The sequence below is a fragment of the Natrinema ejinorense genome (assembly GCF_002494345.1).
Classification (GTDB): Archaea; Halobacteriota; Halobacteria; order Halobacteriales; family Natrialbaceae; genus Natrinema; species Natrinema longum.
In genome coordinates this window covers 3,258,002-3,282,094 of record NZ_NXNI01000001.1, presented here as the reverse complement: position 1 = coordinate 3,282,094, position 24,093 = coordinate 3,258,002, and the positions used below count along the sequence as shown (strand labels likewise).

The window sequence follows — 24,093 nt, the reverse complement described above, 5'->3', positions numbered from 1 at the left end:
GATTCGGTTTCTTCTTCGCCCGGTGATCCGGGCCGGTGGATTCGCGAGCCCTCACATCGAGTGCTCGCGGCGAAACCGACCGTTCGAGGCCCCAGCGGGGAACCGTCCCCGCACAGTATCGGAACCGCTAACTAACCGACACGCAGGGATACGAACAAGCGAATGCAACTGCCAGCACAACAGGTCGCGGTCTTGGAGACCGCGAACGCGGACGAGGCAACGTCCGTCGACGCCCTCGCCGCGGCGACCGAACTCCCGCCCGAAACCGTCACCGGGGCCGTCTTCGAACTCGAGGACGAGGGACTGGTCGCCGTCAGCGAACGCGTCGACGAAACGGTCACGCTCACCGACGAGGGACACGACTACGCCGAGGCGGGATTGCCCGAGATCCGACTGTACGAGGCCGCCCTCGAAGCCGGTGCCGACGCCGACCCCGTCTCGATGGGGCAGGTCATCGGCGCGTCGGGGCTCGAGGGCGGTGCGGTCGACATCGCGCTCTCGAACTACGCGCGCAAGGGCTACGGCGTCATCGACAGCGGCGAGCTCACCGCCGATGCCGACGCGGATCCGGACGCCGACGCGGAGGCGAACGCGCTCGCGGCGCTCGACGACGTGGACGATGCGCCGGTCGATAGCGTCGCCGTCGACGAGGACACCATCGACCAGCTCGAGCGCCGCGGCCTGCTCGAGCGCCACGAGTCGACGGTCCGCGAGGTAACCCTGACCGAGCGCGCGGTGACGGAGCTGATGGCGGGGATCGAGACGGCCGAGACGGTCGGTCAGGTCACGCCGGAGCTACTCACCAGCGGCGAGTGGGAGGACGTCGAGTTCTCCGAGTACAACGTCGAGGCCGACGCCGAGCGCTTCGACGGCGGGAAGGTCCACATCCTGCGCCAGACCGCCGAGCGCGTCAAAGACGTCCTCGTCGGCATGGGCTTCCAGGAGATGGAAGGCCCCCACGTCGACGCGGACTTCTGGATCAACGACTGCCTGTTCATGCCCCAGGACCATCCCGCACGCACCCACTGGGACCGGTTCGCCCTCGAGCAGCCGACCCACATCGACGACCTCCCCGACGACCTCGTCGACCGCGTCGAACGTGCTCACCGGGAGGGCGTCGGCCCGGACGGCGAGGGGTATCACTCGCCGTGGGACGAGGACTTCGCGCGGGCGCTCGCGCTGCGCGGGCACACCACGTCGCTGTCGACGCGCTATCTCTCCGGCGAGGAGATCGGCGATCTCGAGCCGCCACAGCGGTACTTCAGCGTCGAGAAGGTATACCGAAACGACACGCTCGACCCGACGCACTTGCTCGAGTTCTTCCAGATCGAGGGGTGGGTGATGGCCGAGGACCTCTCGGTGCGCGATCTGATGGGGACCTTCGAGGAGTTTTACGCTCAGTTCGGGATCACGGACATCCAGTTCAAACCCCACTACAACCCCTACACCGAACCCAGCTTCGAGCTGTTTGGCACCCACCCGACGACCGGCGAACTCGTCGAGATCGGCAACTCGGGGATCTTCCGCGAGGAGATGCTCGAACCCCTCGGCGTCGAGTGCGACGTGATGGCCTGGGGACTCGCTCTCGAGCGACTGCTCATGCTGATGTACGGCTTCGAGGACATCCGCGACATCCACGGGACGCTGTGTGATCTGGAACTGCTGCGCGAAACGGAGGTGACCTACTGATGCCCACGGTCGACATCGACCCCGACGAACTGCGCGACCTGACCGGTCACGACGAGAAGAGCGACGAAGAGCTACAGGAGGACCTGTTCGGCCTCGGCCTCGAGTTCGAGGGGCGGACGGAGGACGGCGAGTTCGAACTCGAGTTCGCGCCCGACCGGCTCGATCGGCTCTCCGTCGAGGGCGTCGCCCGATCGATGCGCTACCAGTACGGCGACGCACGCGGGGTGCACGTCCCCTCGCCTAACTCCCCCGACTGGACGATCGAGGTCGCGCCGTCGGTCCCCGACGAGCGTCCGTACGTCACCGGCGCGGTCGTCCGCGACGTGGATCTGGACGAGGAGGCCCTCGAGTCCCTCATTCAGCTCCAGGAGAAGCTCCACGCGACGATGGGGCGCAAGCGCGCGAAGGGCGCGATCGGGATCCACGACCTGACGATGCTGAAAGGGACTGCTGCCACCGAAGGCAATCCGACCATCCAGTACGTCGGCGTCGAACCCGACGAGGACCGGTTCGTCCCCCTCGACTCCGATCAGGAGATGACGCCGGCAGACGTGCTCGAGGACCACGGGACGGGACAGACCTACGCCGATCTCGTCAGCGAGTACGAGCGCTATCCGGCGATCTACGACGATCTCGGGCTGTTCTCGTTCCCACCGGTCATCAACGGCCGGCGCACCGAAGTGTCGACGGACTCGCGGGACCTGTTCGTCGAGATGACCGGCACCGATCAGTGGACGATCGACAAGATGCTGAACATCGTCTGCTACGCGCTGTCGGCTCGGGGAGCCACGCTCGAGGAGGTGACGGTCGAGTATCCAGATAGCGAGTCCGCGAACGCGGACTCGAACGGGAGCCGGACTGCGTCCGGCGGACGCAAACTCGTCCGCCCGGATCTCTCGATGAAGACGAAGACGGTCGCCCACGACCGCATCGAGACCATCCTCGGCATCGGCCTCGATCCCGACGAGGTGATCGACCTCGCCGAGCGGTCGGGGCTCGAGGCGGCGAAAGAAGAGAACGAGAACGGTGATCTCGTCTACGAGGTCACCATCCCGCCCTACCGCGTCGACGTGCTCCACCCGCTGGACGTCATCGACGACCTCGGGCGAGCCTACGGCTTCAACGAACTCGAGCCCCGCTATCCCGACGTGGGGACCGTCGGCGGCCGCCACGAGCGCTCCCGGCTCGAGCGCGCGGTCCGTGAGGGCCTCGTCGGCCTGGGCTTCGAGGACCTGCTGAACTTCCACATGATCAGCGAGGAAGAGAACTACGACCGGCTCGACGTGGCCCCCGGTGACGACGTCTACGGGGCCGGCGAGCCGGCGACCATCAAAGAGCCCTACAGCGAGGACTTCACCATGCTGCGGACCTGGGTCATGCCGTCGCTGTTGATGGTCCTCGAGCGCAACACCCACCGCGCGTATCCCCAGAACCTCGCGGAGATCGGCTTCGCGGCCGCGGTCGACGAGAGCGAAAACACCGGCGTTAGCGAGGGTCGCCGCGTCGGAGCCGTCCTCGCCCACCACGACGCCGGCTACGAGGACGCCAAGGCACGGCTGCAGGCGCTCGCTCGCAACTTCGACGTCGACCTCGAGACGCCACCCACCGACCACCCGACCTTCATTTCGGGTCGAACCGCGGCGGTCGTCATCGACGGCGAGGACGTCGGCATCATCGGCGAGGTCCACCCGAAGGTACTCGTCGAACACGACCTCGAGGTGCCGGTGTCGGCCTTCGAGTTCGACCTCGAGGCGCTCCGGTAGGGCCGCGAGCGAAGCGAGCGGTTCTTTTTTGGTCCAGATTTTTTGCGTGAGTGGTGGCGAGCATCGCGAGCCATCCGAACGGAAAAAAGGTGGGTGCGCGGCCTTCGAGTTCGACCTTGAGGCGCTCCGATAGGACCGGGAACGAAGCGAGCGGTTCTTTTCCGGCCGGCTGTCTCGAGGCGCTCCGCTGACCGCCGGCGCCGCGACGAACGCCAGAGCAGGCGCTGCCGGGAGAAGACTCGTGGCGCGGGAATCGATAGGAGCCGCTGAAACGATTGACGCACTAGTCGCAACGCTGTCGTGCGGTTAGATGTGCAGTGACGTTCAGTTGTTACTACCGTCGTCGGCGTCGACCGCGGCCTGTGCCTCCGCGAGCGTGAAGTTCCCCTCGTAGAGCGCGCTGCCGACGACGACCGCAGCGGCACCGGCGTCCGCGAGCTCTCGCACGTCCGCGAGCGTCGCGACGCCGCCGCTGGCGATCACGGGGACGTCCGTCGCCGCGACCAGTTCGCGGACGGGGTCGGTCGCGACGCCCTCGAGTCGCCCCTCGACGTCGACGTTCGTAAAGAGGATCGCGGCGGCCCCGAGCTCCGCGTAGCGTTCGGCGGCCTCGACCGGACTGATACCCGCGCCTTCGGTCCATCCCTCGACGACGACCTCGCCGTCTTTCGCGTCGAGGCTGACGACCACGCTGTCGGGGTGGGTCTCGCTGATTTCGGCGACGATCTCGGGATGTTCGACCGCTGCAGTGCCGAGGATGACGCGGTCGACGCCCCGCTCGAGCAGATCGATCGCACCGTCGGCGGTGCGGATCCCACCGCCGAGCTGGGTCGGCACGTCGACGGCGTCGATCACCGCGTCGATGGCATCGGCGTTCGCCCGTTCGCCCTCGAACGCGCCGTCGAGATCGACGAGGTGGAGCGTCGTCGCGCCGGCGTCGATCCACCGCCGGGCCGCCTCGACGGGATCGCCGTAGGTCGTTTCCGTCCCCCGCTCTCCCTGGACGAGCTGGACGACCTCGCTGTCCTGGATGTCGACCGCCGGAATCACCTCGAAGCTCCCGAACCGATCGCTCGCGTCGTCGTTCATACTCGAGTGGGCGAGGCCGGCGCGAGTAAAGGCGACGGTTTCGCCGAACGACCATCGCCGTCACACTGTCCATATTCTTTATATAAAACTTACATTTGTGGCCGGTATGAACCGTCGTATGCCGCCTCCGGCGTCGAATTGCCTCGCACAAGCGACGACCACGCCCGAGGTGACGACGGACATGCTCGTCGTCTTCGGCGTCGTCGGCCTCGCGCTCGTCCTCTTTCTCACCGAGCGGCTACCGATCGACGTGACCGCGATCCTGCTGATCGTGGTCCTGGTGGTGCTCGAGCCCTGGACGGGGATCGATCCCGAGACCGGCATCTCGGGGTTCGCGAACGAGGCGACGATCACCGTGCTGGCGATGTTGATCCTGAGCGGCGGCATCAGCCGGACCGGAATCGTTCAGGAACTCGGTCGCCGGATGGCCGCCTTTGCCGGCGACAGCGTTCGGAAACAGGTGTTCGCGACCGTCGCCGCGACGGCCCCCGTCTCCGGCTTTCTGAACAACACGCCGGTCGTCGCGCTACTGGTGCCGGTCGTCAGCGACGTGGCCAATCGGGGGAACACGTCGCCGTCGAAGCTATTGATTCCGCTCTCCTATGCCTCGCAGATGGGCGGGATGCTCACGCTCATCGGGACCTCGACGAACATCCTCGCGAGCGACGTCAGTGCCAGACTCGGCTCCGAGTATCCCGAACTCCACCGGTTCTCGATGTTCGAGTTTACGCAACTCGGTGTCCTGGTGGTCATCGTGGGCTCGCTTTACCTGATCTTCGTCGGGCACTATCTCCTCCCCGAGCGGGTCCCGCCGCGTGCGGACTATCTCGCGGAGTACGCGGTCGGGGACTACGTCGCCGACGTCGCGGTCGTCCCGGGCTCTCCACTCGCGGGCGGAACGGTCCGCGACGCGAGCGCGGCGCTTGGCTCCGATATCGACGTGGTTCAGGTTGTTCACGACGGCGGCCGCTCGGTCGCACCGCGACAGGGAACGCGTCTCGGCGAGGGCGACGTTCTCGTCGTCCGGACCGGCCGCGACGCCATCACGGCCCTCGAGGACGCCGAGGGGGTCGAACCCGTCGGCCAGCCGGGGACCACCGAGCTCTCGGGGTCGGCCGAGGGCGTGCTCACGGAACTGGTCGTCGCATTCGATTCGCGGCTCGTGGGCGAGCGTCTCGACCCCGAGGAGTTTCGCGAGGAGTTCGACGCCGCGATCCTCGGGCTGCGAAGTCACGGCGAACTCGTCGCCGAGCGCATCGTCGGCAAACGCCTCGAGGTCGGCGACACGCTGCTCGTTCAGGCACCGCCGGAGGCCCTCGATCGACTCTCTCACGGGGAGGACGTGATCGTCGCCCGCGAACCGCCCCGCCCCGACTACCGGACGGGCAAGGCGCGAATCGCCGTCGCCATCATGGTCGGCGTCGTCGCCGTCGCCGCCCTCGAGATCTACCCAATTCTCGTCTCCGCGCTCGCGGGCGTCGTCGCGATGGTCGTCACGGGCGTCTTAGAGCCCAACGAACTCTACGACGCCGTCGAGTGGGACATCATCTTTCTACTGGCGGGGGTGATCCCACTGGGGATCGCGCTCGAGGAGTCGGGTGCTGCCGGATATCTCGCTTGGGTCGTCGTCCAGTCGGCGGGCTTCCTGTCACCGATCGCGGTGCTGTGGCTGTTCTATATCCTCACCGGGCTGCTCACGGAAGTCATCAGTAACAACGCCAGCGTCGTGTTGCTGATTCCGGTCGCAGCGGCCGCCGCGGCCGGGATCGGCGCGAACCCCTTCGCGTTCGTACTGGCGGTGACCTTCGCCGCGAGCACTGCGTTCCTCGGCCCGATCGGGTATCAGACGAACCTGTTCGTCTACGGTCCCGGCGGCTACCGCTTCGGTGACTACGCCCGGATCGGCGCGCCGCTCCAGCTGGTGTTGTCCGTCGTGACCGTCCTCGGCATCGCCTTCTTCTGGGGCGTGTGAACTCCCCCTCCGGTGTGGCCCGTCGGTGCCGTGATGTCGAGGTTCGCGCGGTCATCGATCGTGCTGATGAGTCCGAGACGGTCGTGATCGGCAGTCACGGAGGCACCGTCGCGGAACGGCTGTTCGTCGGGAACGTCGCCGAAACGGTCGTTCGTCGTTCGTCGGTCGCCGGTCCCGGTCGTGGTCGTTCGGCGAGTGGTTTCGGCCGCGGTTCACTCCGCGGATCGCGATCGCCCCACTCCTCGAGTCGCGTTTCGTCGGCCGTCGGGGCGCTCCGCGTGGGGGTCGCTCTCGTGAGTGGGTGAAATGAACGTTCGAACGGTACCACTGACTGATAGTTGCTGACACTGACTCGAATAGGCGCTCTTTTACGGTCGGATCGCATGACTATCGAACGTGCCGGAAGTACTACTTATCGTCGGGATCCTCACCGCGATCTTCGTCGGCTACAATATTGGCGGATCAACGACCGGTCCCGCGTTCGGCCCAGCCGTCGGCGCGAACGTGATCACGAAGGTGATGGCTGCCGGGCTGATGTCCGTCTTCTTCTTCATCGGAGCCTACACCGTCGGCCCGAACGTCGTCGTTACGCTCGGTACAGATCTCGTCAACGACACGTCCATCTTTACGCTACGATCGAACGTCGCCGTGCTCTTCTTTATCGGCGGCGCGTTGTTCGTCGGCAACTACGCGGGCGTTCCCGCGTCGACGTCGATGACCGCAGTCGGGGCGATCGCCGCGCTCGGGCTCGCAACGGGCGAGCTCAACTGGAATATACTCGGCGAGATCGCCGTCTGGTGGATCGTCGCGCCGATCATCGGGTTCTGGGTGGCCGGCGTCGTCGGCCGGTACTTCTACCCGCGGATCAACGCCTGGGTCGCTATCGAAAGCAAAGAGGGTGGCCGACCGATGGTCTCGGTCGATCGGTCGGGACTCGTCCCGCGACTCCAGTTCGGGGTCGACGCCGATCGGCGGGAGATCACCGGTGCGCTGGTCGTCGTTGCGATCGGCTGTCTGATGGGATTCTCGTCGGGGACGAGCAACATCGCCAACGCGATCGCGCCGATCTACGGGACCGGTGACGTCGACATGATTCCGCTGATCCTGATCGGCTCGGCGGCGGTCGCGGTCGGCTGTTTCACCATCGCTCGCCGCACCCTCGACACGCTCGGCAACGACATCACGCACCTTCCGCTGACGGCCGCGATCGTCGTCGCCGTCATCAGTTCGGGGATCGTCATCGGCCTCTCGTCGATCGGCATCCCCGCGAGCTTCGTCGTCATCGCGACGATGAGCATCGTCGGGCTGGGCTGGGGACGAGCGACCCGGACGACGACGCTGTCCGGTGTCAGAGCCGGCGAGGAGACCCGCGTCTCGGTCGGCGCACTGACCGCCGATGAGGAAGGTGAACGCTCCCCCAAGATCGGCGAGGAAGAGCCGGCGGACATTCCGAAGGCGTCGGATCTGTTCGATCCCTCGACGACGGCCCGCGTGATCCTCATGCAAAACGTCGTGCCGGCCATCTCGACGATCGGAGCCTACCTCACCTTCAGGTTCGTCCCGGTCTTCGGATTCTGATCGGTTGGCGAAACTTCGAGACCGGTTCGCTGTCGTAATGGCCCCGTATCGTCCCCTCGACGGGAGCGAGCGGGAAGAACTGTCAGCCATTTTGGATTCGGCAAGGAACACGCCGCCCCTACGAATACGTTCGGACATTTCTTTTTCTCTTCCGTTTGCCCACTATTCTTGTAACGAACTGTCGAATTCTTGCCTTCGAATTGGTCAATTCCGACTCAAAGACAATTTAGGACTGAACAGCAAGCTATACCAGTGCGGGACTCGAATCGCCGGATGATGCCCACGGTAGAATACCTCAACTACGAAGTACTGGACGATCAGGGCTGGGACATGGACGACGACGACCTCTTCGAACAGGCTGCCGACGCTGGCCTCGACGATGAGGACTACGGCACGCTCGACGTCGCCGAGGGCGAATACATCCTCGAGGCGGCCGAAGCACAGGGCTACGACTGGCCCTTCTCGTGTCGCGCCGGTGCCTGTGCGAACTGTGCCGCGATCGTCTTCGAGGGCGAGATCGAGATGGACATGCAGCAGATCCTCTCCGACGAGGAAGTCGAGGATAAAAACGTCCGCTTGACCTGCATCGGATCGGCCGAGACCGACGAGGTCAAGATCGTCTACAACGCGAAACACCTCGACTACCTGCAGAACCGCGTCATCTAAGCAACAGCAGTTAACGATTGGTAACAGCCGGGGCGCGGTTCATCACCTCGGTCTCATGTTTTTGCGCTTCCGATAGCGACACTGCTCCCTCGGTTGCTCGACAGTCGAAACGGGGGTGTGTCTCTCTATGACTTGGGACGAGCAGGTGATGGAAGTCGCGTATTCAGCATCGATCGAACGAGAAGGGGTATACGGCATAGTCAGCACCCAGCTGAAGCGATTTCTGCCGAAATCTAGTCTTCAGACACTGCCCGGGTCGGCGTTTCTGTCGCAGGGGAAGGTGGCTCGTGTGTGCCGAAATCGGGGTGGGTCTCCTCCATCCAGATGTACACGATCGCCCCGGAGATGAACATCAGGATCGCAGTCATGTAGAACGCAGCCTCGGCGTTCACGAACTGCATCGAGAGGCCGATCGAGATCGCACCGACTCCGTAGCCGGAGTCCCGCCACATCCGGTACACGCCCATTCCAGCCGACCGCCACGTCGGGTGGGCTGCGTCGCCAGGGACCGTCATCAGGTTTGGATACAGCAACGCCATACCCAACCCGGAGGCGGCGGCCAGAGCGGCCCACGGGAGATACCCATCGACGAACGCCATCCCGAGGACGCCGGCCCCTGCGAGGAACATTCCCCAGATCACGGGGGGGCGGCGGCCGATACGGTCTGCAAGCCCTCCGGTCGCGATCTGGAGGAAATACATCGCGCTGTGGACGCCGACGACGACACCGACTGCTGCGATGCCGAGCCCCTGGCTCGTGAGATACAGCGGCACTGCGATCCAGAACAGGGTATCGACGAAGTTCTCGATGTGACCAGCCTGTGCCGCGGCGAACAAGGTCCTGTCCCCGTACGTTGCTCGCTTCAGCACCTCGCGAAACGGGAGATCCGCATCGTGGTGATCATCGTCACCTTCGGCCTGTGCGTACTGGACGGTTTCCGTGATCAGGAAGATCGAGATGAGGAACGCCAGCACGACGACCACCGCGAGGAAGTAGAACGGTTCGGGACGGAGACTCCACTGGCCAGCGATGACGCCCGTAATCCACGCACCGACGGCGACGCCGGAGTAGCCAAACGCCTCGTCGATACCGACTGCGAGACCGCGCTGGTCGGGACCTGCGAGGTCGATTTTGGCGTTGATCGCCATGCTCCAGGTCAGTGCCTGGTTGATGCCAAGGAGGATGTTCCCGACCGTGATCCAGCCCCAACTGGGAGCGACGATGAGAATAACCGGGAGGGGCAACGCGGTTGCCCACCCGAGGATGAGGACTGGCTTGCGGCCGTACTCTTCGCCCCACTTCCCGGCGTAGAGGTTGAGCAAGGCCTTGACGAACCCGAACGAGGCGACGAACGAGCCGATGACCAGAAAGGACTCGACGCCGAGTACGTCCTCGCCCAGAACGGGCACGACGGTGCGCTCGGACCCGATAGTCAGCCCGGTGGCGAACACTAACAGAACGTGCAGTGAGAACTGTCCGAGGTGCTCGCGGATCCCCTGCTTGAGTTCAGTTGTCGTCCCCATTGATTACTCGGCCGCGCAGTTGTTGGGCCCCAGTTCCAAATCGGCCAGTTCGTCTGCAGGAATCGATTCCTGACCGACGTTGGTTCGCTTGACGCGCTCGAAATTCGGCGGATGTTCCGGGATGTCCGAAGCGAGTTCTCGGACGAATTCCTCACGGTCGCGTTCGAGATCCTCGTTCCGTTCTCTCACCTCGCCGAGGGTCGCCGTCACCGGCGGATCGGGAGAGCCAGGATCGTGCGCCGGTAAGACGACAGTGTCGTCCGATCGGTCCAGCAACCGCTGGAGGCTTTCGTAGAGCGTCGCGGCGTTTCCTTCGACGTCGGCGTCTTCGATCCCGGCTTCGACGCCGAGTTCGACGCGACCCACGCTCGTGTGGAAGAGCGTATCCCCCGTAATTAGCGCTGCACCACCGATATCGAACGAGACGCTCCCCTCGCTGTGTCCCGGCGTGTGGATGACCCCGAGATCGAGCTGGCCGACCGTCACGGTTTGCCCCTCCTCGACGGGCGTTGCGTCGATAGCGAGCGCGTCCTCGGGATGGAGATAGTACGGCACGCCGTGACTGTCGGCGAGTTCCCCAGCGCCCGAAACGTGGTCTGCGTGTGCGTGCGTGTCGAAGACGCCAACGAGTTCGGCGTCGTAGTTCTCGAGAACCGCTTCGTATTCCTCGAGATACTGCGATGGATCGAACACGACGGCGTCTCCGTCCGAGATGAGGACGTGCGAGAGGCAGCCTTTCCCCGGACGTGCAACCTGAACGAGCGTGTCATCGAGATCAACAGGAACGGGTGCGTGCCGGTGGACACGACTCCAGCCGTTCATCCCGTCCGTGAGCGTCTCGGCGTCGTACCCGAGTTCCTGCAGCACGTCCGTTGCGGTTTGCGACACGATGCCTGCAGTACAGATGGTAACGATCTCCATCTCATCTGGAAGGTCTCCGAGGGCGTCCTTTGCCGCGTTCGGGTCGTCGGTTAGTTGGTCGTAGACGTCGACGTTAACGCTGTCCGGAATATGCCAGTCGTCGTACTCCTCTTCGTGGCGAATATCAAGCACGAGCAGGCCGTCGTCGCCGGCCTGTAACCGTTCACTGAGCTTTTCAGGGCGTATCTCTGACATCGGTAGTCACTCGTACGAGAAGTAGTAGAATATGAGTAGTGCGGGACATGACCGGCACCGTTAATTTTCTTCAGACCATTTCTACGTGTATGAGCCTTTACGAGGCCTCGTTTCGGGTCAAACACGAGTGTCCGTACCGAGAAATCTCGGAACAGTACCCGGACCTCACGATCCGTGAGTGGTACCTGAGCGACTGCCAAGTGATCGAAATCACCTCCTCGGAATCTCCGGCCGACGAATTACTCGAGGAAATCGATCAGTTGGGGACGATCCTCCACAGATCGATCGACGAGTCCGGCCTCCACGTCGTCACGCAGTCCTGTCTCTGTTCGTTAGAGGGTTCGATCATCGAACGGTTCGAGGAGTACAATTGCCTGTACCAGCCGCCGACGATTCATCGTCAGGGCTGGGAGCACTATACGATCATCGCGTTCGACGAGAGTGATATCCAGGCGCTCCATCACGATTTGGAGACCGACCGTGATATCGAAGTGCTCTCGAAGACGGCGATTACGGAACAGCAAATCCCTCACAGTATGTTGGCTCCGGTCGATCAGTTGTTCGAAGACGTGACCGAACGGCAGATGGCGGCGCTTCGACTGGCGCTCGAAAGTGGATACTACGAACAACCACGGAAGACGTCGCTCCGGGACTTAGCCGATCGGACGGCCGTTGCTCGATCGACGTACGAGGAACACCTTCGAAAGGCGGAGAACAAACTGCTCACCAACGCGGGACAGTTCTTGCGACTGGTCACCGCGACCTCGTCGGTCGATCCGCTACAAATAAAAAAGACAGGGCAGGCGGACCAGGCTGCCGACTAACTGAACGTGTGTCTTCGGAAACGGAGTCTTTGGCAACGTTTAGACGCTGCTCAGTTGCCGTCTTGACCGGGATTACATGGAGGTGAGTGAGGAAGCGGCGAGTATGCCGTCTCAACTCGCCCGGTTTACCGACCGATGTGTCGATTTGTCCCAGAACGCTGTCACTGGCGAGCCAGCACCGGCGGTCAGGAAAGGTAACGGCGGCTATGCTGACTGGGTGATTGTCCCGATTCACTGTCTTCGAGAGTACCTGAACCAGCCGTACCGCCGGTTGCTCGACATTCTGCATGAGATGCCCAGAATCGCCGCGAAACTCGACCCTGCGGTGGATCAGCTACCGGATTTCACAACCGTCTGTACACGGAAACGGGAGCTGACAATGCGGATCTGGCGGGTGTTGCTGCGGCTGTCTGTCTCGCTGCACGAGCTCGGCGACGCAGGCGATCGACGCAACCGGCTTCAAACGCGATCAAGTCAGCCGTCACTACGTCCTCCGGATCGGCTACAATTTTGACGATATCAAGACGACAGCGCTCGTCGATTGCGATACCAGCGTCATTCTAGACATTCGTTGCGCGATGAAACAGCCGCACGATATATATATTGGAAGACAGGTGCTCACGAGAAATCTCATCCAACTCGCCACGATTACCGCCGACAAAAGCGACGACTGGGACGCGCTCCGGCACGAACTCAGGGCTGCTGGAATCCGCCCGGTGATCAAACATCGAGAGTTCTACGCCCTCGACAAAGCACACAACGCTCGCCACGACGAGAACGTCTATCACCGCCGCTCGATCGTCGAAGCGGTTTTCTTCGCACTGAAACGTCGGTTCGGCGAGACGTTGCGGGCTAGAACGTGGCTTGGCCAGTTCAGAGAACCCGTTTTAAAGACCGCGGTCAGAAACATCGAGCACGCTGTGAGGCTCTAACACCACTGATCTTACGCGTCTAAACAAGGCCCATACTCTGTATTCAGCGCGCTATCTGTGACTGTGTTGTGGTAGATCGCTGAGCCGTCGAAGAGCGCGCGAAAGCAGCACGAAGGTCGTCTGATCTACGAGGAGCGTTGTCCGTTCGGTAGCGGTGAAGGAGTGAACGGCGTCGGAACAATAAGTAGACTGTCTGTTTCGGCTGTTGGCCGGTGTTTCCACCTGGGCTGCCTCCACCGCCGACCATGTTGTCTGCACGTTCTCCGAGTTTGTCCGCTTGTGCCTCTGACCGTTCAGCCGTCCGAATGTGTGTGGCGGCAGTACGCTCGAGTGCAGCGGTTTTTGGCGTGATTCCGGGCAGTCAGCAGCGGCTGCGGTGCCGAGGCCAGTTCCAGCGAGGGTTGTGATCTCGAGGAGTTGTACCACGGGGAGAGCCGACCGGGTTCAGTTCGCAGCGGCTCGTAGTCGCTGCAACGAGTGACACACCGTTTGCCGCTGTCCGGCCAGCGCCGGGGTCGCTTGCCGCTCACTCGCGAGGGCGTATTCTTCCCGTTCAGCGGCTACTGTACCCGTCGAACGGGACTGATGCAGGGAAAATCCGGCCCACTACGATTGACTAATCCTTCAATCGAATTACCTCGTTACTATCGGTCCCCCTCCCGTACCGGCTATATGTCGGAACTGTCCGATATATAGAAACCCATCGAAACTATTAATTGAGTGTTTTTTCAACTATACGCCGATGGCACAAGCGACGGACCGGTTACGGCGGTATCTCGAGGACGAACTCGAGGTGTGTCGCAGCGAGGACGTCGAACAGCGGCTCGAAGAACTCGAGACGCTGGAGGCGGCGCTCGGCGGTGATCGGGTCTCGGCCGAACTCGACGTGCTCTCGGCGCTGGCAAACGAGACCCGGTACACGCTCGTCCGCGTTCTCGTCGCGGCCGAGGAGGAACTCTGTGTCTGCGAACTGAACGCGGTCGTCGACGTCAGCGAGAGCGGGCTCAGCCACGCGCTCTCGGCACTTGTCGATGCGGGGCTCGTCGACGCCGACAAGGACGGCCGCTGGAAGAAATACCGGGCGACGAACCGGGCGGTCGCCCTCGTGACGGTCCTCGAGGGGAGCGTAACCGATGCGTAACGCGACTCACGAGCACGGACCGGACTGTGGCTGTGAGAGCTGCGGCGATCCGAGTTCGATGGCGTTTCTGGACAAGTATCTCACCCTCTGGATCGTCGCCGCGATGGCCGTCGGCGTCGGGCTCGGATACGTCGCGCCCTCGCTGACCGGGCCGATTCGGGACTTCCATCTCGTCGAGATCGGACTCGTGTTGATGATGTACCCGCCGCTGGCGAAAGCGGACTACTCGCGGTTGCCGACGGTCTTTCGCAACTGGCGCGTACTCGGACTGAGCCTCGTCCAGAACTGGCTCATCGGGCCGACGCTGATGTTCGGGCTGGCGGTGTTCTTCTTCAGCGGTCTCGTACCCGGCCTGCCTCCCCGTCCCGAGTACTTCCTCGGACTCGTCTTCATCGGGATGGCCCGGTGTATTGCGATGGTGCTCGTCTGGAACGAACTCGCGGAGGGATCGACCGAGTACGTGACCGGACTGGTCGCGTTCAACAGTCTCTTCCAGATCCTCACCTACGGCGTCTACGTCTGGTTCTTCGGCCTGTTTCTCCCGCCGCTGCTTGGACTGGAGGCGCTCGTCGACGGGATCACGACGTTCAACGTCTCGCCCGAGCAGGTGTTCTTCGCCATCGTGATCTTCCTTGGCATTCCCTTTGCGGGCGGGATTCTCACGCGCTACGTCGGCACCCGGACCAAAGGAAAGGAGTGGTACGACGAGGCGTTCGTGCCGAAAATAGATCCCGTGACGCTCGTCGCACTGCTGTTTACCGTCGTCGTGATGTTCGCCACGCAGGGCGAGAACATCATCGCCGCGCCGGGCGACGTCCTCCTGATCGCCGTCCCGCTGACGATCTACTTCGTCGTGATGTTCCTCGTGAGCTTCGGCATGGGGCGGGGCATCGGTGCCGACTACTCGACGACGACCGCGATCGGCTTTACGGCTGCATCGAACAACTTCGAACTGGCCATCGCCGTCGCCGTGGCGGTGTTCGGCGTCGGCTCGAGCGTCGCGTTCGCCACCGTCGTTGGCCCGCTCATCGAGGTGCCGGTGTTACTCGCCCTGGTCAACGTCGCGCTGTACTTCCAGCGAAAATTCGACTGGAGCGGCCGCGAGACCGATCGCCTCGACGCGACGACGACTGAATCACCGACCGACGACTGACCACCACACCAATCCCGTTCGTACTCCCACGATCATGTCCACCACTACCGACTCCGATGAGCCGATTCGTATCGCCTTCATGTGCGTCCAGAACGCCGGCCGTTCCCAGCTGTCGACCGCCTTCGCCGAGCGCGAACGCGAGCGCCGCGGCCTCGAGGACCGCATCGAGATCCTGACCGGGGGCACGGCTCCCGCCGAACGCGTCCACGAGGAGGTGATCGAAGTCACGGCGGAGGCCGGGTTCGATCTCTCGGAGCGAACGCCGCGGGAAATCTCGCTCGAGGAACTCCGCTCGTGCGACGTCGTCGCGACGATGGGCTGTTCGACGCTCGACGTCGGCGACGTCGGGAGCGACGTCGACGTCCGCGACTGGGGGCTCGAGGATCCCGACGGTCGGGACCTCGAGGCGGTGCGAGAGATCCGTGACGAGATCGAAGAGCGGGTCGTCGCGCTGTTCGACGAGTTCAGCGACGCCCCCTGACGAATCACGACCCTTAGCGCCCGGTCGGCACGTACTCGCCGAACGTTCGCTCGTGGAGCAGGAGTTCGTGGACGCCAACGAGAACGGCGACGGCGAGGACGATGAGCCCACCCTCGAGAATCGTGGTGAGCAGGCCCAGCGCGACGATCAGCGTCGTTGCACAGGCGGGCGGGTGGACCGTCTCGGTCGCGAGCATCCCGCCCGACGTCAAGACGACGGCGAGAACGCCGCTGGCGACCAACCGGAGCTGGTCGGTCGCGAGCATCGGTTCGGTCGTAACGACCACGAGCCCCGGGGCGATCGCGTGATACGCCACGAGCCCGGCGACGACACCGATACAGTGGCCACCGATCACTCGCCACGCAGCGGTGACCTCTCCGTCCCGAACCGTCGCCAGGAGGAACGCGGACGGACCCAGACTCGGAAAGAGCAGGGCCCGGCCGGTCACCCAGGCTAACAGGCCCGGGACCGCGAGCAGAACGCCGACGTACAGGGTCGAAAACGCCGCGTCCTCTCTCATGCCCGCTTGCTTCTCTGCGGGGATTGATATACCGTTCGTTCACGAATCCGCGCCGACGCGTGGGATCGGTCGGCTACGGTCGGACCGAGCCGCTGGCGCTCATCGAGGGTCGCCGTCCGACGTTCGCTATCGGAAACGGGATTGATTTATCGAGTGATCTTTCGGTATAGATAGGCAACGCCGACGGCGACTGTTTCGGCTCGTAACCCGGTCGAAAACCTTGAATTCGACATTTCCAATCTTTACTCGTGTGTGAAGTAATAACACTACCTTTATTGTGGGGAACGAATAATACAGATTCACGGTAAAACATATCATGTTACAGAACGATGATACGACGGACGCGGCGCTGAATCGACGTCGCGTTCTCGGTGCGATGGGTGCCGCTGGCGGGCTCGCGCTCGCCGGCTGCCTCGGTGGCGGAGGATCGGCCGCTGACTCGCTCGAGGATGCCCTCGACGACGATCTCGAGGAGAGCGAGTACGAGACGCTCGAGATCGGTCACTGGTGGACCGCGGGTGGTGAGGCCGACGCGCTTGCCGCTCTCATGTCGGGATTCGAGGAGGAGTTCCCCGACATCGACTACGAACTGCAGGACTCACCCGGTGGGGGCGGCAGTGCACTTGAGACGGACGTTCGGAGCCGCGTGGTCGACAACGACCCGCCGAGCACGTTCCAGATCTGGCCCGGCCAGGCGCTGACGACCTACACCAACGACGACCTCCTGTTCGACATCGGCGAACACGTCTGGGAGAGCGATATGCAGGACGCATACCTCCAGGGCCCCGAGGATCAGGCCCAGATCGACGGGACCTACTATGCAGTCCCGATCAATATCCACCGGCTCAACAACGTCTTTTACAACGTGTCGGTGCTCGAGGACGCGGGCGTCGACCCCGAGTCCCTCGAGAGTCCGAGCGACCTCGTTGACGCGCTTTCGGCCGTCGACGACGCCGGCTACACCGGCTTCGCTCAGTCGACGGACACGTTCATGATGGTGCAGCTGTGGGCGGTGACGCTGCTGGCCGAGGGCGGCGTGGACACCTACGAGTCGGTCATCGGCGGCGACGTCTCGGGCAATGAGGAGACCGTTCGCAGTTCGCTCGAGACGGTCGTCGAGTTTTCGGAGTACTTCCCCGGCGATGCGAGCTCCGTCGCGTGGGACGAGGCCAACGGCGACGTCATCAGCGGCGACGCGGCGTTCCATCACAACGGCGACTGGGCCGCTGGGCAGTACCTCGGCGAGGACGGATTCGAGTTCGAGGACGACTGGGATTACATCCCGTTCCCGGGAACGGACGGCCAGTACGCGCTGAACATGGACTCGTTCGTCTTCCCGAAGTACAACCCGTCGCCGAACGCGACGCTCGCGTTCCTGCAGTACGTGGGGACGGCGGACGCACAGCGGCGGTTCAACCAGGAGAAGGGATCGATTCCGCCGCGTAACGACGTCGAGACCGGGGAGTTCACCAACTTCCACCAGCGCCAGATCGACCAGTTCCAGTCCTCCGACGCGCAGCCGCCGTCGATGGCACACGGGCTGGCGTTGCCCCCCGGCCAGCAGTCGGGCGTCGAGAGCGCCATGACGGCGATGGCCGAAAACTGGGACGCCGACGAGGCCTACGACGGTATCGTCGACACACTCGAGTAAGATGATTCATCGACACGGTGTTTCGAACAGATGATCGCGCAACTCGTGCGATATTTCCGGCAGTCGTCCGATTCGGACACGGCCTCGTCGGAGCTTCGCTCCGACGGCGGCGTCGACGCCGCGGAGTCCGGTCTCGGTCGATCGGACGAGACCGATCCCGGGCGGTCGGGGTCGACGCTCGACACGCTCCGTCGGAGCGAGTTCGTGCGGTCGCTCCCGTTTTGGCTCCCCGGATTTCTCCTCGTCGGCGCGTTCGTCTACGGTGCGATCGGGTGGAACTTCCTGATATCGCTGACCGACTGGTCCGGGCTAGACGACCCGAATTACTCGAACATCTCGCTCGACACGTACGTCCAACTCCTGGGGGACCCCACGTTCCGCAACGCGACGTGGAACACGTTCGTGTTGATGGTGGCCTTTACCGTCATTGCGCTGGCCGTCGGTCTCTTCCTGGCGATCCTGATGGACCGGGAGATCCGCTTTGGCAACGGCTTTCGGACGATTTACCTGCTGCCGATGAGCCTCTCGTTCGTTGTCACCGCCATCTTCTGGAAGTGGATGTACAACGCCTCCGACGGCGTCATCAACGTGGCACTCCAGACGATCGGCCTCAGTGCGATCGCTCCCAACTGGCTCGGCGACCCCCGATTCAAGCTCTGGGCGGTCATCATCGCACTCATCTGGCAGTTCAGCGGCTACTGCATGATCGTCTACCTTGCGGCGCTGCGTGCCATTCCGGACGATCACTACGAGGCGGCCCGCGTCGACGGCGCGACCACCGTTCGGCTCTACTGGCGCGTGATCATCCCGCAACTCCGCGCGGCGACGATGGGCGCGACGGTCGTGCTCATGGTCTTCGCGCTGAAAGCGTTCGACTTCATCTACGTGATCTACGGCGGCAGTCAGCCGGGCCCCTCGGCCGACATCCTCGGCATCATGATGTACCGCGAGGCGTTCGCCGGAAAGCCCGAGTGGGCGTACGGATCCGCGGTTGCGATGGTGCTGTTCGTCCTGGCGCTCGCCGTGATCGCCCCCTACGCCTTCGCACAGTACCGACGAGGTGACCTATGAGCAACGCACAATCACGATCGGCTTCGGAAACGACGGAATCGCGGTTCGAACGGCTGAACTACCGGCGTATCGGCCTCTACGCCGTGCTGACTGCGATCGCCGTCCTCTTCCTCGTCCCGCTGATCAGCGGACTGATGACGTCGATCAAGGGCGGGAACGCGTTCGCGACGACCCTTCCCTTCGTCCCGCCGTCGCCCAACGCGGCGACGCTCGAGCCGTGGTCGACCGCGCTCTCGCGGCTCGGCCCCGCGATGGTAAACAGCGCCGCGGTCGCCATCCCGGCGACGATCATCTCGGCGCTGCTCGGGAGCATGACGGCGTTTGGCCTCACGAAGATGGAGTGGCGCGGCCAACTCGCCGTCGTCACGCTATTGCTCGCCGCGATTTTTATTCCCTATCAGGCCGTCCTCGTCCCGCTGCGACAGGGATGGTCGATGATCGGCCTCGAGCACACGCTCGTCCTGATTCCGATCGTCGGCGAGACGCTGGCGGATCGAACCGGTATCTTCGAGTTGATCATCACCCACGGCGCCTACGGGATTCCGATCTGTACGATCCTCTTCCGATCGTACTACCAGAACCTCAACGACGAGATCCTCGAGGCGGCGCGGCTGGACGGCGCACCGGCCCGACGGGTCTACCGTCGCATCGTCTTGCCGCTGTCCGTCCCGATGTTCGCGGTGACGCTGATCTATCAGTTCACCCAGATCTGGAACGATTTCCTGATCGCGCTCGTCATCCTGAACTCGCCGGGGAACTCCGTGGTAACGATGGAGCTGAACGCGCTCGCCGGGTCGATGCAGAGCATGTACAACGTCCAGATGGCCGGCGCGTTCATCGCGGCGCTGCCGACGCTGTTGGTCTACATCGCGTTCGGAGAACAGTTCGCGAAAGGTGCAACCGTATGAGCTACGAGAGATACGACAGATGACAGATGTAACGATCGACGGCGTGACGAAGACGTTTCAGGATAGCAACGGCGAAATCGTCGCCGTCGACGACGTAACGATCGACATCGAGGACGGGGAGTTCCTCGTCCTCGTCGGCCCCTCGGGCTGTGGGAAGTCGACGACCCTGCGGATGGTCGCCGGCCTCGAGACGGTCACCGAGGGCTCGATCGAACTCGACGGCCGAGCGATCGAACACCGCCAGCCCAAGGACCGAAACGTGGCGATGGTGTTCCAGTCCTACGCGCTGTACCCGCACATGACCGTACGGGAGAATATGCGCTTTGGACTCGAAGAATCGACCGATCTTCCCGATGACGAGATGAACAGCCGCGTCGAAGAGACGGCGACGATGATGGGCATCGGGGACCTGCTTGAGCGGAAACCGAGCGACCTCTCCGGTGGCCAACAACAGCGGGTCGCACTCGGGCGGGCGATCGTCCGTGATCCGGAGGTCTTCCTGATGGACGAACCGCTGTCGAACCTGGACGCCAAACTGCGCTCGCAGATGCGCACCGAACTCCAGCGGATCCAGCAGGACCTCGGCGTGACGACGATTTACGTCACCCACGACCAGACCGAGGCCATGACGATGTCGGATCGCATCGCCGTCCTCAACGAGGGGCGGCTGATGCAGGTCGGGACGCCACTGGAGTGTTACCACCGGCCGGCAAACCGTTTCGTCGCCGACTTCATCGGCGATCCCTCGATGAACTTCCTCGACGTCGAGCAGCGAGACGGCGGCGTGCTCGCGACCGCGGACGAGGGGTTCCGGTACCCCCTTTCGTCCGATGTCGCGGACGACCTCGGCGACGCGACCGACCTCGTCCTCGGGATCCGTCCCGAAGACGTCGAAGTCGGAGACGCGTCGGCGACCGGGGACCACACGATGTCGGCGACGATCGACGTCGTCGAACCGATGGGCGACGACAACGTCGTCTATCTGAACCTCGTCGACGCCGACGTCTCACTTATCGCGACCGTCGATGGGATGCGTCGACTCGAGAGCGGCGACGCAGTCACGGTCGGCATCCCCGAAGACGCGATCCACGTCTTCGACCGTCGAACCGGCGACGCGGTGCACAACCGCCGCCTCGAGGACGCCGAAGCCGACTACCCGGTACAGTAGTCCTCGAGTCACCGTCCCGAACTCTCGACCTCATTTCTCGGCGAGCCGAAAACGTAACACTCTCGCGCTCGAGATACACAGCCGTGACAGTTCCTGGCGTCTCGGCGACGAGTCCGGACCTCCTTCGACTCGTCGCCGTCCCCGTCTTCGCCTGGGCCGCCTACCGCGACATCGAGACCAGACGGGTCTCGAGTACCGTCTGGATCCCACTCTCGTTGCTGGCGACGATACTGTTGCTCTGGGACGGCTGGCGGGCCTGGACGGCCGGTGGGGGCGTCTGGCCCTACGAGTTTCTCGTCCCGACGGCGATCAGCCTCGGGCTGGTCGTTCCGATCGCCTACCTCTTCTGGTGGGTCGGCGGCTTCGGCGGTGCCGATGCGAAGGTGCTGCTCGTCCTCGCCGTCCTCTTCCCGACGTTCCCCGAGTACGCGCTCGGTTCGGTGACGTTCCCGCTCGAGACGACCCCCGTCGGGGCGTTCTCGTTTACCATCCTGACCAACGCGGTGCTCGTCGCGATCCTCCTCCCGGTCGCCCTCGCGATCCGCAACGCCGCCGCGGGCCGGATCGCCCCGGTCATGTTCGTCGGCTGGCCGGTCGCCTGGGAGCGAATCCCGGAGACCCACGGCCGCCTGCTCGAGACGCCGTCGGGGCTCTCACGCGGTGGCCTCGACCTCGATGCCCTCCGGATGTACCTGCGCTGGCGGGGGCTCTCCCTGGCCGAGGTGCGCGACGACCCCGAGCGGTACCGCGACCCCGCGACGCTGCCCGACGAGCCGAACCCGCCGACCGACGGGGCAGTGACCGCAGCAGTGGGGACTCACAGCGATGGCGGTCGGCTCGAGTCGAGTCCCGACGACGCTGCCGAGGCGGCTCCGATCGACGATTCCGAACCCGACGGTGACGACCCGTGGGGTGCCGACGCGTTTCTGGACGACATCGACGGGTCGGCCTACGGAACGTCGCCCGAGACGCTCCGTGACGGGCTCGCGGTACTCGCCGAGTCGGAGACGGTCTGGATCTCGCCGGGAACGCCGTTTCTCGTGCCGATCTTCGCCGGACTGGTGGTCGCCCTGATCTACGGCGATCTGCTCCTCGGGACGCTGTTCTGACGGGCCACTCCTACAGCGTTCGCTCGTAGAGGGGGACGATGACCGTCCAGAAGAGTACGAACGCGACGCCGACGCCGACGAGCGTCAGCCACGCATCCCCCCTGCCGGTCGGCACGCCACTCGAGAGGAGGAGGAAGGTTCCGGCGAACAGCAGACAACAGACGAGGACGCTCCCCAACTCGAGGATCGCGCCGACGGGGGCGGACCGAACCCGGGCGACGATACCGGCGAGGGTCATACGCGAGTCTCGTTCGGCGGCCGGAAAAACGTCACGACGGGTCGGCGACTATCTTCGGGTCACTCCACGACGTACGACTGGTGGTCGCCACGGGTTCGGGTATCGACGAACTGGTGGCGCGTCCCGTCCTCGAGATCCCCGGCGAAGGACGGATCGTCGCCGCCGGTGTCGTACTCCTCGTTCGCCCCCTGGAGATCGTGGTCGGCGAGCAGGTCCCGGAGTTCCCCCGGCAGCGAGTGCCCGTCCTCGAGATCGAGGATCAGGTGGCGGTCGGTGAAACTCTTCGCGAGGAAGGCGTCGTCGACGGCGTCGTACTCCCGGAGTCTTCTCGCGAGGTCCTGAAGAAGCGCCTCTCGATCGGTCATTCGGTCACAGCCTGGGGACGGGAGTGCAAGGATATCGGTGCGAACATCTTCGCCGGCGATCGCCGCGTTCGACGCCGTGGATTCGAGCGTCGCTCTCCGTACGATCCCGGCGGCGAGGCCCGTCGCTCGACAGCGCTCCCTCGGTCGACTCAGGCGCGAGACTCGATGTCCGCGGCGATGTCGTCGAGCTCGTCGTCCTCGAGGTCGGGCCGCTCGCCCGCGATGGCGTGGATGGGACCGCCGCCGTCGCCCTCGAAGCGGGGGACGATGTGGCAGTGGACGTGGGGAACCTCCTGACCGGCGGCTTCGCCGTTGTTGAACGCGACGGTCGTCGCGTCGGCGTCGACGCTCTCTTCGACGGCGGGGACCATGCGGTGAACGGTCGCGTAGAGGTCCTCGGCGACGTCGTCGGGAACGTCGTTCAGCCGCTCGTACTCGTCTTTTGGGATTACCAGCGTGTGGCCGGGTGCCAGCGGATTGGCGTCGAGGAAGGCCACCGTCGTCTCGTCTTCGTACACGATTCGCGCGGGGATCTCTCCCTCCACGATCTGGCTGAAGATCGTACTCATGCTCGAGTGTGTGTCGGCCCGCTGTAAGAAGGTTACCGACCGATCGCCTCGGGGCCGCGCGACACCGAGGTCACTCGGCCAGCAGCGTCCGGGTTCGACGGTGGCGATACCACAGCATGATCGCCAGCGACGGCGTCGCCAACGGGAGGTTGCCGGCGACCGGCAGCCGGTAGTCGACCCGGTCGTGAAGCACGGTCTTTCCGTTCAGCGCCGCGAATCGATGAGTGTGTCGCCACCGTTCGAACGGTCCCCGATCGTCGACCTGTTCGTCGACGAAGAACGCCCGGTTCTCGCCCGGTTCGTACTCGGTGATCCTGACGACCCACTCGCCGGCCGGCAGTCGCTCGAGCAGCGGCGATCGGAGGTGGACCTCGGTTCCGACCCCGTAGCCGTCCGGATCCCGTTGGCCGTCGGGGCCGACGACGCGAGGCACTTGCAGCCCCATCCAGTCGGGCGTCAGGGCTTCCAGTTCCTCGACGCCGTCGTAAAAGTCCCAGACCGTCTCGAAGTCGGCATCGACCACTGATGTCCGCTGATACGTCGGCATACCGAACGTCTGCGTTCGTA

The 24,093-nt window shown here is 64.0% G+C and carries 22 protein-coding genes and 2 pseudogenes; 16 read left to right on the top strand and 8 right to left on the bottom strand.

Translation table 11 applies throughout. The annotated features are described in order from the left end of the window. Positions 1-162 precede the first annotated feature (162 nt). On the top strand, positions 163-1,689 hold the full coding sequence (gene pheS, locus CP557_RS16225) for a phenylalanine--tRNA ligase subunit alpha (protein ID WP_097380861.1): 1,527 nt from the start codon (positions 163-165) through the stop codon (positions 1,687-1,689). Then, the gene (gene pheT, locus CP557_RS16220) at positions 1,689-3,452 is read left to right on the top strand and encodes a phenylalanine--tRNA ligase subunit beta (RefSeq protein ID WP_097380860.1); all 1,764 of its coding nucleotides are present in this window, start codon (positions 1,689-1,691) and stop codon (positions 3,450-3,452) included. The genes pheS and pheT overlap by 1 nt, the downstream gene beginning before the upstream one ends. Before the next feature lie 324 nt (positions 3,453-3,776). Here pheT and hisA read toward each other — a convergent pair whose 3' ends face one another. Then, positions 3,777-4,541, bottom strand: a complete 765-nt coding sequence (gene hisA, locus CP557_RS16215) for a 1-(5-phosphoribosyl)-5-[(5-phosphoribosylamino)methylideneamino]imidazole-4-carboxamide isomerase (protein ID WP_097380859.1) — start codon at positions 4,539-4,541, stop codon at positions 3,777-3,779. A gap of 106 nt (positions 4,542-4,647) precedes the next feature. Between hisA and CP557_RS16210 the strand changes: the two genes are divergently transcribed. From CP557_RS16210 to fer, 4 genes and pseudogenes are all read left to right on the top strand, one after another. Continuing rightward, entirely contained in the window at positions 4,648-6,513 is a 1,866-nt protein-coding gene (locus CP557_RS16210) for an SLC13 family permease (RefSeq protein WP_245853039.1), read from the top strand. Between the two features lie 44 nt (positions 6,514-6,557). Further along, positions 6,558-6,705: pseudogene (locus CP557_RS23110) on the top strand (universal stress protein); the annotation flags it as partial. Between the two features lie 204 nt (positions 6,706-6,909). Then, positions 6,910-8,091 carry an inorganic phosphate transporter gene (locus tag CP557_RS16200; protein ID WP_097380857.1) on the top strand — a complete coding sequence of 394 codons (1,182 nt, stop codon included), beginning with the start codon at positions 6,910-6,912 and terminating at the stop codon, positions 8,089-8,091. Positions 8,092-8,367: 276 nt separating this feature from the next. After that, positions 8,368-8,757: a ferredoxin Fer gene (gene fer / locus CP557_RS16195; RefSeq protein ID WP_097381681.1), complete on the top strand. Its 390-nt coding sequence runs from the start codon at positions 8,368-8,370 to the stop codon at positions 8,755-8,757. 233 nt (positions 8,758-8,990) lie between these two features. On the opposite strand, the gene CP557_RS16190 is transcribed toward fer, so the two are convergent. Continuing rightward, the gene (locus CP557_RS16190) at positions 8,991-10,280 is read right to left on the bottom strand and encodes an MFS transporter (protein WP_097380856.1); all 1,290 of its coding nucleotides are present in this window, start codon (positions 10,278-10,280) and stop codon (positions 8,991-8,993) included. A gap of 3 nt (positions 10,281-10,283) precedes the next feature. Next, the gene (locus tag CP557_RS16185; protein WP_097380855.1) at positions 10,284-11,396 is read right to left on the bottom strand and encodes an MBL fold metallo-hydrolase; all 1,113 of its coding nucleotides are present in this window, start codon (positions 11,394-11,396) and stop codon (positions 10,284-10,286) included. A gap of 89 nt (positions 11,397-11,485) precedes the next feature. Between CP557_RS16185 and CP557_RS16180 the strand changes: the two genes are divergently transcribed. From CP557_RS16180 to CP557_RS16160, 5 genes and pseudogenes are all read left to right on the top strand, one after another. Beyond that, complete coding sequence (locus CP557_RS16180) at positions 11,486-12,220, top strand: helix-turn-helix domain-containing protein (RefSeq protein ID WP_097380854.1); 735 nt, start codon at positions 11,486-11,488, stop codon at positions 12,218-12,220. Between the two features lie 103 nt (positions 12,221-12,323). Further along, positions 12,324-13,152 (top strand): annotated as a pseudogene (locus tag CP557_RS16175) (IS5 family transposase). Positions 13,153-13,894: 742 nt separating this feature from the next. Then, complete coding sequence (locus CP557_RS16170) at positions 13,895-14,293, top strand: ArsR/SmtB family transcription factor (protein ID WP_097380853.1); 399 nt, start codon at positions 13,895-13,897, stop codon at positions 14,291-14,293. Beyond that, positions 14,286-15,446, top strand: coding sequence for an ACR3 family arsenite efflux transporter (gene arsB, locus CP557_RS16165; protein WP_097380852.1), 1,161 nt, complete (start codon positions 14,286-14,288; stop codon positions 15,444-15,446). The genes CP557_RS16170 and arsB overlap by 8 nt, the downstream gene beginning before the upstream one ends. 34 nt (positions 15,447-15,480) lie before the next feature. Continuing rightward, complete coding sequence (locus CP557_RS16160; RefSeq protein WP_097380851.1) at positions 15,481-15,927, top strand: low molecular weight phosphatase family protein; 447 nt, start codon at positions 15,481-15,483, stop codon at positions 15,925-15,927. A 13-nt stretch (positions 15,928-15,940) separates the two neighbouring features. Here the strand turns inward: CP557_RS16160 and CP557_RS16155 are convergent, their stop codons facing one another. Beyond that, positions 15,941-16,447: an HPP family protein gene (locus CP557_RS16155; RefSeq protein ID WP_097380850.1), complete on the bottom strand. Its 507-nt coding sequence runs from the start codon at positions 16,445-16,447 to the stop codon at positions 15,941-15,943. A gap of 316 nt (positions 16,448-16,763) precedes the next feature. Here CP557_RS16155 and CP557_RS16150 point away from each other — a divergent pair, with 316 nt between their 5' ends. The 5 genes from CP557_RS16150 to CP557_RS16130 all read left to right on the top strand — a co-directional run bounded on the left by CP557_RS16150 (position 16,764) and on the right by CP557_RS16130 (position 22,354). After that, a complete protein-coding gene (locus tag CP557_RS16150; protein ID WP_097380849.1) occupies positions 16,764-18,098 on the top strand; it encodes an ABC transporter substrate-binding protein in 1,335 nt (444 codons plus the stop codon). Positions 18,099-18,128: 30 nt separating this feature from the next. Further along, positions 18,129-19,169, top strand: a complete 1,041-nt coding sequence (locus CP557_RS16145) for a carbohydrate ABC transporter permease (RefSeq protein ID WP_097380848.1) — start codon at positions 18,129-18,131, stop codon at positions 19,167-19,169. Continuing rightward, a complete protein-coding gene (locus CP557_RS16140) occupies positions 19,166-20,077 on the top strand; it encodes a carbohydrate ABC transporter permease (RefSeq protein ID WP_097380847.1) in 912 nt (303 codons plus the stop codon). Before CP557_RS16145 ends, CP557_RS16140 begins: the two co-directional genes overlap by 4 nt. A 19-nt stretch (positions 20,078-20,096) precedes the next feature. Further along, positions 20,097-21,245, top strand: coding sequence for an ABC transporter ATP-binding protein (locus tag CP557_RS16135; RefSeq protein ID WP_097380846.1), 1,149 nt, complete (start codon positions 20,097-20,099; stop codon positions 21,243-21,245). An 83-nt stretch (positions 21,246-21,328) separates the two neighbouring features. Further along, positions 21,329-22,354: an A24 family peptidase gene (locus tag CP557_RS16130; protein WP_097380845.1), complete on the top strand. Its 1,026-nt coding sequence runs from the start codon at positions 21,329-21,331 to the stop codon at positions 22,352-22,354. A gap of 10 nt (positions 22,355-22,364) precedes the next feature. On the opposite strand, the gene CP557_RS16125 is transcribed toward CP557_RS16130, so the two are convergent. The 4 genes from CP557_RS16125 to CP557_RS16110 form a co-directional block, all read right to left on the bottom strand. Continuing rightward, positions 22,365-22,592, bottom strand: coding sequence for a hypothetical protein (locus tag CP557_RS16125; protein ID WP_097380844.1), 228 nt, complete (start codon positions 22,590-22,592; stop codon positions 22,365-22,367). A gap of 59 nt (positions 22,593-22,651) precedes the next feature. Further along, positions 22,652-22,957, bottom strand: a complete 306-nt coding sequence (locus tag CP557_RS16120) for a hypothetical protein (protein WP_097380843.1) — start codon at positions 22,955-22,957, stop codon at positions 22,652-22,654. Positions 22,958-23,106: 149 nt separating this feature from the next. Then, positions 23,107-23,526: an HIT family protein gene (locus tag CP557_RS16115; protein ID WP_097380842.1), complete on the bottom strand. Its 420-nt coding sequence runs from the start codon at positions 23,524-23,526 to the stop codon at positions 23,107-23,109. Between the two features lie 70 nt (positions 23,527-23,596). After that, a complete protein-coding gene (locus CP557_RS16110; RefSeq protein WP_097380841.1) occupies positions 23,597-24,073 on the bottom strand; it encodes an SRPBCC family protein in 477 nt (158 codons plus the stop codon). Between the last annotated feature and the right edge of the window lie 20 nt (positions 24,074-24,093).